The sequence below is a fragment of the Aidingimonas lacisalsi genome, from assembly GCF_008079445.1.
GTDB classification, from domain to species: Bacteria; Pseudomonadota; Gammaproteobacteria; order Pseudomonadales; family Halomonadaceae; genus Aidingimonas; species Aidingimonas lacisalsi.
Map to the genome: position 1 here is coordinate 234613 of NZ_VRYH01000001.1, position 12300 is coordinate 246912.

Here is a 12300-nt window from a genome sequence, read left to right on the forward strand (position 1 = left end):
ATTGGCCCTTGATTCAGCGGCGGCTCCTGAGAGGTTACCGATTATACTGCTGGCGACATCCGCGACGGTGAAGTCGAGGTCGCGCCCCGCCGAAAGCAGCAGGTCACCGCCAGCGGTGGAGCTTGGAGCGAGCTTACTCGATCTCACTGCCCTGCTCCTCGCCATCTCCCACACCAAACGGATCGCCGCCCTCTATCTCTTCTTGCTTCATTCGCTCCAGCTTGTCACAGCGGTCGACACACTCGAACCAAGGTTGGCCGGACCAATCGCCGCTATCGTCGATACGGAATAGAGATACTTTATCGGAATCTAAAAAGCGGCGCTCTTGATTAGCCATATATTGCCAGCCATAAGCTTCTCCAGTTGGCCGGACATAGACATATATATTAAAAGAGTGTCCCTTACCTTCTTCCCTGCAATTTTCTTGACGTCGACGATCATCTCCAGAACGCAACCAGCAGCTATCACTTTCATACCCTTCGGAATGAATCAGAAAGCGACCACTGAAGGCATGCGTTACCTCCCAATTATGCTCCACAGAAAAGTCGGGATTCCGACTACCCTCATAGCCTGTATCAGGATTTACACTGCTGCGTGGAGCCTCACGGTTTTCGGCAACAGAAAAAACAGGATACCTCTCTGGATCAACTCTTAAATAGTTGTCGTTAATGGCAAAAGCTTCATTTCCTTCCTTGCGCTCTTGATAAGCTCTATAAGCAGCATGAGGCATACAACCAGCAATAAGACAGGCTATAGCCATGAAGGCAAATGGAATTCTAAAAGTAATATTCATATCAATCTTCACTATATCCTGGCCTAAACCTCTGGTAATGTTCCATAGCATGTTGCCATCTATCAAATGGCACGACATCCGCGTGAAGGTTGAACAACTTATTTAAATAAGAAAAGTTAATAAAATCTCTACTTCCAAGTTTCACAGTAGTATTTGGCGGTGTCACGATGCCAAATGGTACGGCTTCCAAATAAGCTTGCTCCACCAACCCATGGCGGGCTAGGTAAGGTTGCGTAATAGTGCCTAAGCTATGCCCACCGGCAATTAGCAGACTAGCTCCATTCGTAACCAACTGATTCCGTACAGTAACATCCGGTAGATATTGGTATCCTACGACGCTGTCAACCAAGTCGAAAAGACCACTCACAGGACTTTCTCTTCGGGTATAATAGCCGGTAAAGCCTCCGGTAATCCCACCGCTAGGGCTGGTAGCATTTGCTGCCGAGCAAGTCACCACCACTGTCATATACGGCCCCCTCCTGGTCCTCCAAAAGGATCCGGCTCATCCATTTCTTCTTGTTGCATGCGCTCCAGCTTATCGCAACGTGTAACGCACTCGAACCAAGGCTGGCCTGACCAGTTGCCCACATCATCTATCCGGAACCAAGATTTTTTTCCAAATGGATTACGCGAATAACGGATATGTTGCCACCCATATGCATGGCCGGTACTTCTTATATATATATGAGGCGTGTATTCGCTAGGCTCTGATGATTTCTTGCAACTCTCCCCTTCACGCCCATAATAGAGCTCGCACTCCATAACCCTGTTCCTTTTTGAATAGCTACTTGAGTGCACCAAGAACCTGTTTCCTAACCGATAGGTCACTTGCCAATAATCTTCCTTATAAATATTGGGCATTTTAGTTCCTATACTTGTCACAGGCCCTTGTCGATAACCTTCTTTCAGAATAAAAACAGGATAGCCCTGAGAATCCACCTGAAAAATTTCCGGTCTAGCTGAGAACGTCCCATTGCCAATTTCTACTTCTTGATAAGCCGAGAAAGACATACAGGAAGCCAGCATAGTTATCGCAACCAGGCTAATCGACAGCTTTAATAAAGCGTTTGTAGTTATCAAAATTGTGCTCCCATGGTAAGAGGGGGACCACCTTAGCGTCCCAGTTGAAAGCCTTACCCAAGACACCGCCATTGACTAAGTCACCACTACCCAGTGTCACCTTTGCATTGGACGGTGCTACGATGCCAAAAGGTACGGAATATAGGTAGGTCGTTTCCACTAGACCATGACGACCAAGATAGGCGCCATCACCGGTTCCCAGACTATGGCCGGTATACGCTGTGTTATTAGCAGCCCTATTAGGATCGTAGAGATAGTTATGCACCGTATTGGTAGGCAAATCCTGATAGGTCAATGCAGTGTCTACAGCATCAAACATTATATGACCAGGCCCTCGATGCAACCATCCTCTCCCACCTACACCTGCACTTTGGGTGTAATCCTGATCGGTTTGTGTATATCTATTTCTCTCCTTGCTTACTAAAGCATCTCCTGTGATCGAACCCGCCATCAGCAGCCAATTGAGCTCATCCGAGTTAAGTCCCACTCCATCCGCCATTTTCTGTTGTAACTCGCCATAGACTTGCTGCATAGCGATATGCGCCCCTTGGTTAAGAACGGCGGAGATATCGCCTTTGCTCAAATAATCCTGGGTCTTTTCCAATAGGACAGAAGAGTTATCGTAATAAGTCCCCCCACTTAGATAGCCCGTAAAACCACCAGTAACGCCACCTCGCCAAGCCGCTTCTCTCCAGTCACCCCCTTGGCTGAACGCGCCCACGCCGCTACCCACGGCGCCGCCCGCTATACCGGAGAGAATGGCGTTGCCCGAGCCTGCCGCTATCACGGTGTCACTTGCCGTCGTGGCGCCTGCCGCGAATGTCGCCTGGGAACCCGCCGCCGTGCCGGAAAGGTTGCCGATCATACCGCTGGCGGCATTCGCCGTGTAGTAGGAAACCACTGCCGTCAGGATCGTGCTTGCTATCGGACTCAGGCCGCTGTGGCTGTAACTCCATTCGTCGCGGAAGGCGTCGACGCTTTCCCAGGTCACGTCATCGCGGCCTTGCAGGGTCTGGAGCCAGGCGAGATCCGGGTTATCGGCCACGGCACGCTCTATGGCCTGATCGAGACTTTCGCCGCGTCGGGCGGTGTAGAGGGCGTGAATGCCCTGCTCCGCCTGCAGCAAGATATCGCCTTGCGCGACCAACTCGCTCTGACGCAGGGTTTCACGGGTGGTGCCTTTCCCCTTGGCGGATTGGCTCACGAAATTGCTCTTGCTGCGCTCGTGGGATTCCTGGCGCAGGTCGCTGGCCATATCGAAGGCGATTTCGCCATCGCTGAGTAGTGCCAGGTTCTGGCCGGCCTCCAGACGCGCGCCGCTATAGTGCTGGTCACCACTACTGACGATAGTCATATCGTCACCTGCGGTGATATGAGTGCCGACGTCGCGGATGTCGTGTTCTTCGTCGCGCCGATAACTGCTGCTGAATAGACCGCTACTGCGCGATTCGTAGAGGGAGTAGTCTTCCTCCTGGGCGGTGAGCAGGTCGATCCGGTCACCGGCCATCAGGGCCGCGTCACCCTCGGCTCGTAGCTGACTGGCCGTCAGGCGTAGATCGTTGCCGGCTTGCAAGAGCAGGTCGCCACCGGTTTCGAGCGTGGTGGATTGCACCCGGGTCTGACTGTCGATGGTGTGGGTGCGCCCCCGGCGCGCCTCTTCATACTGCCGGGAGAGGCCGGCCTCCAGGCTGATATCGCGACCGGCGGAGAGAGTCAGGTCATCTCCGGCGTTTAACTGGGCGGTACGGGCGGCGATATCTTGTCCGGCCAGAAGCGCCAGGCTGCCGCCGATATCCAGTTGGGTGCCGATCTCTGCACTTTCCCGGGTCGTGTTCCACCATGCACTACGGCTCTCATGAGTCGCCAATGCATCCAGCGTCACATCGCGGCCGGCACTCAGCAAACCGTCACCGTCGGCACTCGCCTCGACCGCCGTCAGGGTTAGATCACGCCCGGCGTCGAATACCAGATCGCTACCCGCCGACAGAGTCGTACCGCGCTCGAGTTCGGTGCTGCTGAGTCGATAGCCAAGGTTAGTCTGGTCACTGACCAGGGTACTGGTGACATCCAGGTCACGGCCGGCACCGAGCTGGAGCTTTCCGGCACTGTCGAGGTCGGCACCGACAACGCTCAGGTCACGACCGGCATCGGCGCTCAGGCCGCCGCCAGCCTCGGTGACGTAAAGCCCGGCCAGGCGTTCCGGGGTACTGGCCAGCGTCAGGTCTCGGCCGGCCCGCAGCGCCAGGGATTCGCCGGCGGTTATCTCGCCGCCGATATTGTCGAGATCGTTACGCGCCTCGAGATCGACCCGGTTACCACCGATGCGGCCACCCAGATTGGCAATGTTCTCCGCCGTCAGCTCGACGAGCTCACGACCGGCCAGAGTGCCCGTGTTGACGATATCGTTCCTCACATCGAGCGTTAGAGAGTCACCCGCTATCAGGGTGCCGTCTTCGTGCAGATCGCCCTCGCGCACCCGGGCATAGACCTGCGGGACCAACACCGTCGTGATGGAGCCGTCTTCCCGGGTGACCTCCTGTTCCACCAGCCAGACGATATCGCTGGTTAGCTGGGCCATTTGCTCGGCGGTGAGCGCCACGCCGGGGCGCAGGTCGTGCTCCTCGGCGAAGGTGATACCGGCGTTCATCAGCGCCCGGTACTGCTCGTCATCGTTGCCATGGCCTGCCAGATAACGCTGCCCGGTCAACTGCATGATCTGCTCGTTGACCAACCGCTGTTCGTAGAAGCCGTCGCCGAGGCGCTGCTGGACCGTGCTCGGATCGCTCTGCAGGGCATCGAGCATATAGTCGGAGCCGAGCCACTCTCGCCGATCGGTGAAGCGTGGATCGGTCTCGACCAGATAGTGTGCCGTAGGTTCGGGATTGATCTGGAACAGGCTGTTGGCCGGCAAGGTGACATTCGGCATAACGCTGCGGATCATGCCGAGAGGGGCAAGATTCGCAGCGGCCAGGGTGTCGGCGCTCTCCTGGTTCCGGTCCGTCGGGGTGTCGGCTCGTGGCTCGACGTCCGTCTTCTCGAGCGCATGATGCGCCGACGCCAGCCTTTCGATCTCCGCCGATGCCGCGCTATCGGTACCGATGACTTCCTGAAGCCTATCCAGCGGGATTGACGCCAACCATTCAGGCTCCTCCCGCTCGCCCATTTGCCTGTCACCCAACGCCAGGCTGGCCTCGGCACGGGTGGCGGGTGGATGCAGGGCCGGCACTTCGATAACGCGGCCGTCAGGCCCATTGGTCTGGAGGTTCACCTGGGCGCCATGCGAGCCCTGAGCCGAGGCATCGAGCGACGTGCCGGTGTGCGCAGCAGGCTGGATGTCACTGCCGTCGATGACGTGGTTGCCGCCGACCGCCGTAACGGGCAGTGCGAAGGTATCGGCTTCGCCGGAGTAGGAATAGTCTTGCCACTCACTCCATTTGCGTGAGTATTCGCGCCAACCGCACCCATTCGAACCTTGGCACATTCCATTACCAGAAGGGGAGCTACTGCGCTTGATACCGCTCTCTTCGACATAGCGCGTCCCTTGTGCCTTGCGATTCTCCAACCGCTCGAGATCGCCGCTAAGCACGCCACCGGCCAAGATCTGGCTCTTGTCGTTGAGCAGTTCGTCACCCCCTAGATACATATCGCCACCGGCAAGAATCTGCCCAGGCCGGGAGTGCACAACTTGGCTTTCGTATTCGGTGCGCTCGGCATCGTATTCCATCCAGCGCAGAATCGTTGCGCCTCCAGTAAGAATGTTGTTGCGTCCATAGAGATAACCTCCTTGATACACTCTGATGCCGTAGTCCACAGTATTCAGCCAAGTGAATTCGCTTTCCGGCAATTTTTCGTCCCATCCACTCGGTTCGATATAACGCTGTTGCGGTAAGTCGGCCACCTGGACGAGTTCGGTTTCGAAGTGCTCATTGGTATTATCGAGTCTTGCCGCTGATAGAGATAAATCCCCCAACGCCTCGATGGTGGCGCTGTTATTCTCTAGTCGGGTCGCCCGGCCGGTAGCCCTGCTGTTCGCATCCAGACGTCCGCCAATGGCCATGTCGCCAGCGCTGAAGATCAGTGCGTCCTCGCGATTGGTCAGGCGGTGGGCACCGATATCGAGGCGCTCGCGGGCGGCAATCGCCGCGGCTTGGCCGTTCTCGACGTCATTGGTGAGAGTTCCGGCCTGAATGCCTAACCGGTCGCCATAAATACGCCCCGTGCCGAGGTTGTCGAGCACATCGGCAACTATGTGGGTCTCGATTCCGTCGATCAGGCCGCGGTTGGTCAAGCGCTCGACGTCGATCTGGGTCGTGGTGCCGGAGAGCTCGCCGTCGGCGGCGTTGTCCAGGCGCCCGGCCTCGATGGAGAGGGTATCGCCGGCACTCAGTCTGCCCCGATTGTCGATCGAGCCGCTGGTAACGAGATGAAGGTCGTCCTCCGCCATCATCTCGCCGCTCACGGAGAGGGTGAAGTCGCCGGCCAGCCGCAGTGCCAGATCGCCCAGCGACAGTACGCGACCGTCGCCGGTCAAGCGGGCCGTCGTCAGATCAAGGGCCCGGTCGGCAATCAGGGTGCCAGCGCGGTTGTCGATGTCATTGGCCTGTATGGCCAGCGTATCGAGCGACGAGATCAGACCGTCGCGGTTATTCACGCCTTCATCCACCTGGATTTCGGCCAGTTGGTCGGCGCGAATGGTGCCTTGGCGGTTGTCGAGCTCGTCGGCGTCCAGTTGAATCCTGTGCCCCTCGATGCCCTGGTCGTCGCCCTGGGTATGGCGATTGGACACCTGGTTCGCACTCAATTCCAGCGTCTGGCCGGCGCGCATCAAACCGTTTCGGTTGCCAAGCCTGCCGTTAAGGTCGAGGCTCAAGTCACCCAGGGCCTGGAGCTGGCCGCCGTGGTTGTCGAGGCTGGCGGCCGCCGCATACATGTCGGCTTCGCTCAGTAGCGTGCCGCTATCGCGGTTGGTAATGGTGTCGGCCCGGAGGTCAAGCCCCGTGCCGGCACCGATCAGGCCCGCCGTGTTGTCGAGACCTCCCACCGTCAGCGACACATCGTCCTCACCAAGGATCGTGCCAGCCTCCGTATTGAGCAGCGCCTTGCCATGGGTGTCGAGAGCGAGACCGTCACCCGCTTGCAGCGTGCCGCCGGTGTTGTCGAGCTCGCCGCTGGCCAACTCGAGCGACTCCCGGGCGGCGATCAGGCCACCGCGGTTATTCAGGCGATGCGCTTGGGTGGTGAGGTCGACCGCTGTCGCGATGATATCGCCATTGCGGTTATCGAGCGCGCGACTGACCGATGCCAACCCGCCCCCCGCCTCGAGGCGTCCCTGGCGATTGTCGATAGTCCCCAGGCTATCCAGGGAGAGATCGCCCTGCTGTGTGGCGAGGATGCCATCGGCGTTGATGAGAGAGGCCGTCGAAAGGGCGGCATCGCCCGATGCCACTACTCGACCACCGGTATTGTCGAGTCCTCCGTTGACGTCGAGTCCCAGACTGTCACCGGCCAGGATCTCACCTTGTCGATTGTTCAACGTGCCCGTCTCCAGCCTCACGTCGTCCGCCGCCTGCAGCATACCCGAGTGGTTGACGAGATCACCGGCGTCCAAGGAAATATCGGCGAGGCTAGCGATCCAGCCCTCGCGATTGTCCAGCGCTTCGCGAATCGCCAACAGCAGCTCGGCATCATCGCCATGCTGCGACATCTCCCCCTGGCGATGGCTGAGGCGTTCGGCGTGCAGAGTGATGGAGTCGGCGCTGGTGGTGGCGCCATCGAGGACGATGCTATCGGCATTCAGCGTCAACTCGCTCTGGCTAACGATCAGGCCATCGCTGCCTTCAATGTGCGAGGCGCCGATTCGGGTCGCGCCCGCGCCGGCATGGACGATCTCACCGCTTTCGTTGGTCAGGACATCGGCGATGTCGAGACTCAGATCGGCGGCGGCTTCCAGACGCCCTTGGGTATTGTCGATATCGCCCTCGGCCTCGATGGCCAGGGTGTCGCCGGCGACTATATCGCCGCCGTGGTTATGCAAGCTCCCGGCGTTCACCCCGATATCGTCCACCGCCTGCAAGGTGCCGGCGGTATTGGTCAGCTCAAAGGTGGCAATATCGAGCCCGGCATTGCCGGCGATCAGCCCGCCGGTATTATCCAGCGATTGGTCGACGTTAAGTGCCAGGGCATGGCTGTCGCCGACCTGTTGCATCTCGCCCTGGCGGTGGCTCAGGCGCTCGGCTTGCAGAGCGATGGAGTCGGCGTTGGTGGTGGCACCATCAAGGACGATGCTATCGGCATTCAGCGTCAACTCGCCCTGGCTGACGATCAAGCCATCACTGCCGTCCATACGAGTGGCATCGATTCGGGCTGCGCCCTCGCCGGCATGGACGATCTCGCCGCCCCGGTTGGTGATCATCTCATCCACCGCGAGAGTGACATTCCCAGCCGCTTCCAGACGCCCTTGAGTATTGTCGAGCTCGTCCAACTGCACACGCAGCTCACCACTGGAGGCACTGATCAAGCCCTCTGTATTATCCAGCGACTGGTCGACGTTCAGTGCCAGGGCAGCAGCATCGCCAACCTGCTGCATCTCGCCCTGGCGATGGCTGAGATGCTCAGCCTGCACGGCAATACGTTCGGCGTTGGTGGCGGCGCCATCGAGGACGATGCTATCGACTTTCAGCGTCAACTCGCCCTGGCTGGCAATCAAACCATCGCTGCCTTCAATATGAGAGGCGCCAATTCGGGCCATGCCCTCGCCGGCATGGACGATCTCGCCGCCTTCGTTGGTCAGAGTATCGGCGATGTCGAGGGTCAGATCGTCGGTGGCTTCCAGGCGCCCTTGGGTATTGTCGAGCTCGTCCGCCTGCACACGCAGCTCACCACTGGAGGCACTGATCAGGCCGTCGCTATTGTTCAATCCGGCAGCGCTAACGTCGACTTGCTCCGCCAGCCACTGCCCCTGGGTATTGTCGATATCGCCCTCGGCCTCTATCTCCAACGTACCGCTATTGTTGGCCAGTCGCCCCGAGGTGTTATCGAAAGTTTCGAGCGTCAACGACAACGGCTGCTCGCCAAGCTGCACGATATCGCCACCGATATTGGATAGTGCGCCGATATCGAGAGTGAGCGTGTCGGCGACGACGCTGGCATCGTCGGTACGCAGCGAGCCGGGTGTACTGGTGCTGAGCTCCCCTTGTGCGGCAAGGGTAGCGCCGCTCGCATCGATACCCTCTTGCCCCGCCACGATGTCGATATCGTGTGCCTGGGTATGGCTGTCTCGCAGTGCCACGGTTTCAGCCTGGGCATAGAGCCCCCCTGCGGCGATATGTTGCCCACGCCCCTCGATGGCACGGGTTGCCGAGATAGTCAGATCGCCATGTTCTCCCAACGCCCCATCGTCGCGCACGCCGGCGGCGAGCAGAGAGTCGCTGTCGCTGCTCAGGGTAGCCGCCGATAGCTGGATATCGTCCCGCGCGATGAACGTCCCGCTGTCGCGATTGGCGATCTCGTCGTCACTGGTCGCGACGAGTTCGTCACCGGCACGCAGTGAACCGTAGTTGGCGATATCGCCGCGGCTCGCCAGACGCATGTCCTCCCGGGTAGCGATCCGCCCATGGTTGGTAATACGTCCATCCGCTTCGACCACGATTTCATCGGCGACCATGTCACCAGCATGATGGACACCGACACCACGCTCGGTAGCCATGAGATGGATCTTGCCGGCGTACATGCCGCCCAGATGGGCAACGTCGATGCCCACGCTCGGGGACTCGCCACTGCCCTCGATGGTATCGATCGCCTGGCGGTCGGCGCTGATCCGGTTGGCGCCGGTGACGACCTCCAGCTCCTCGGCCCACACCCCGGCCTGGATGTCGGCGGCGCGGGCAAGAATGGCGGCATAATCGGCATCGCCGGCATCGAAGCCGTCGCCGTGAATCCGGACTGTGCCACCTTCTACGCGGTAGTCGTCCAACGCGCCGTTATCATATTGCGGTTGGCCCGTGGTCAGGGTGATGCCCTGGGTGTTGATGAAGCCTGCCCCGTCGACATCGATGCCGGCGGGGTTGGCAATGACCACCTCGGCGCGCCTGCCCGCGACTTCCACCGCACCATGCAGTCGGCTCGGGTTCGAGGAGTTGATCTCGTTGACGATGACCCGCGCTTCACCGGTAGCGAGATTGGGGTTGCTCTGCACCCAGCCCCCGATCCGGGTCGGCGTCGCGGTGCGAGCATTGTTGAGGATCGCCCCCTTGCCATCCACATCGAACTGGCGATAGGCGTTGCGCGACACGCCCTTGGCGTTCGGTGAGGTGATATTGACCTGCGGCGTGCCATTGGCGCTATTCAGTACATGGGGGCGCTGGCTACCCGGAGCGCTGCGGTCGGGGGCGATCTGGGCATGCACCGGAACCGGCACCAGGCCTAGCGCCAGCAGGATGCTCCAGGCCAGCGGTTGGAGGGTGCCGAGAATTCGGCGGAGAGCCACAGAGTGGGACGACATATGGCCACGGGGCGTTGCTGCGCCATCCTGGCGCTCCGAGGTGGCTGCCTCCGAAGCGACCACCCGTCGCCCCTTGGCCTTGTTGAAGACCAGGCGATAGCAGTACCGGTTCATTATCGATTCCTTTCGTGCAAATGATCCTTATTTGCATATCGGCAGCGCCGACACGCACTTTAGCGCTGCTGTCAAAACGCCACGTGCACACTGAAGCTGGCGTCGTGGCTGTCGGTGCGAAACCCGTCCGGCTTGCTGATCGGCGTGGCGACGAACACATCGTAATCGATGAAGCGCAGCAGTTTACCGCGCAGGCCGAGTGTCGCACCGCCCAGTTCCTTGCCGAGCAGCCATTCACTGCTCGCGCCGCCGACTCGGCCATAGTCGAGCCCGGCATAGAGCGCCTGGCCGCTGCTTCCCAGCGGCATCTCGAGTTCGTTGCGGATCAGCCAGCCACGCTCGGCGGAAAGGCCAGTGTCGTCAAAGCCGCGCACGGTATAACGGCTGCCGATGGAAAAGCGCTCCAACGGTGCCAGTGGGGTAAGATTACGTTGCAATCGCCATTGGCCAAGATAGCGCAGCGCCTGCTCACCCACCTCAAACGGCACATCGAGCTCGGCATTGGCTGTGACGATCTGGAAACGTGACGTCCCTTCGCCGTACGCTTCCCCCGGTGCAGGCAACGAACCGAACGCACCGGTTCCCCGTTGATAGAACATCTCTGCGTCAAGCGTGGCACGCCCCAGGAACTCGCGATGCGCGAGTCCGGCTTCCCAGCCGCCAACCTGACGGCGCTGGACGGGGATCTCCTCGCCATCGATGGCGGTACGCGAGCGATTCTGGAAGCCGCTGAATGATGCGGTGGTCTTGCGGGAAGCGGCGCGATGGATCACTCGAGACAGGGTGACCTTGATATTGCGACTCGAGCCTTCGTAGACGATATCCTCGAAGGCGCCGGCGACGGTCTGGTGATAGTGATAGTCACTATATGTCGTGCCCAGACTCCAGTAACCCCAAGGCACGGAGTAGTGGAAGGAGCGGCTACGATTGCCACGTGAGCCAGCGTCGCCACCGCCCAGGTCCTTGCCCAAGCTAGCGTAGAACAGGTCGTTGACGCCCAGCAGGTTGTCATAGGCCACTGTTACACTGCTCTGATAACGCCCCGTGGCATCGCTGCCACTGTCGTCGACCGACCAGGAAGCGCGCAGTGGCCGCCCCTGACGGTAATCGACGACCAGATCGCTGCCATTGGGGGTCTCGCCCGGCGCGATCCGGATGTCGACATCCGCCGACGGCAGGCGTTGCAGATTCTCCAGTGCCTGCTCGATATCGCGCAGGTTGAGGATGTCCCCTTGCCCGATCGGCACGGCATTTCCCAGGGTGGCATGAAAACGCTGTGGAGCGGCGGCCCGAATGCGCTCGATCCGCCCGGGGACCAGACTGAGCATGAGTGTGCCGCCGCTGAGATCCTGGGGCTCCACCAGGATACGGCTGGTGATATAGCCACGCTCGATCAACGCATTCTGGGCACGCGTGACCACCAGGTTGATGCCCTGGGTACCCAGACAACGCCCCAGAGGGTCGTCATTGAGCGAACCGCCATCAATGGCGTCGAGCAGCCAAGCGAAGCGTTGCGCGTCATCGCCCTGCAGATCGATGTCATGAATCAAGAAACAGGGCGCCTCATCGTCGGGCAGACGTTCGGGTGCCTCGCCCGGAACCGACAGGCGCACGTCCGGATCAAGTGTCTGACGATCCTGCAGGGCTCGCTCCCGTTCCTGCTGACGACGCAGTGTGTCGTCGAACGGGCCATCCTGCGCCTGCAGACCGGAGTGCCAGATAAGCGCCGACCAAGCGGCAACGATGAAGACAAGTCGATAACGTTTCCGGTTCATTAGTGCATCCTTGCATCTCAATGACTCGCATTACGGAT

General features: G+C 59.7%; 5 protein-coding genes. All 5 read right to left on the reverse strand.

From position 1 onward, the window contains the following. Window positions 1–133: 133 nt before the first annotated feature. Window positions 134–844, reverse strand: a complete 711-nt coding sequence (locus FVV99_RS01075) for a hypothetical protein (protein ID WP_161598943.1) — start codon at window positions 842–844, stop codon at window positions 134–136. Then, window positions 795–1259 carry a hypothetical protein gene (locus FVV99_RS01080; RefSeq protein WP_148252154.1) on the reverse strand — a complete coding sequence of 155 codons (465 nt, stop codon included), beginning with the start codon at window positions 1257–1259 and terminating at the stop codon, window positions 795–797. Before FVV99_RS01080 ends, FVV99_RS01075 begins: the two co-directional genes overlap by 50 nt. Then, on the reverse strand, window positions 1256–1873 hold the full coding sequence (locus FVV99_RS01085) for a hypothetical protein (protein WP_148252155.1): 618 nt from the start codon (window positions 1871–1873) through the stop codon (window positions 1256–1258). The genes FVV99_RS01080 and FVV99_RS01085 overlap by 4 nt, the downstream gene beginning before the upstream one ends. Further along, the gene (locus FVV99_RS01090; RefSeq protein ID WP_148252156.1) at window positions 1836–10487 is read right to left on the reverse strand and encodes a two-partner secretion domain-containing protein; all 8652 of its coding nucleotides are present in this window, start codon (window positions 10485–10487) and stop codon (window positions 1836–1838) included. The genes FVV99_RS01085 and FVV99_RS01090 overlap by 38 nt, the downstream gene beginning before the upstream one ends. Window positions 10488–10558: 71 nt before the next feature. After that, complete coding sequence (locus FVV99_RS01095) at window positions 10559–12262, reverse strand: ShlB/FhaC/HecB family hemolysin secretion/activation protein (protein ID WP_148252157.1); 1704 nt, start codon at window positions 12260–12262, stop codon at window positions 10559–10561. Between the last annotated feature and the right edge of the window lie 38 nt (window positions 12263–12300).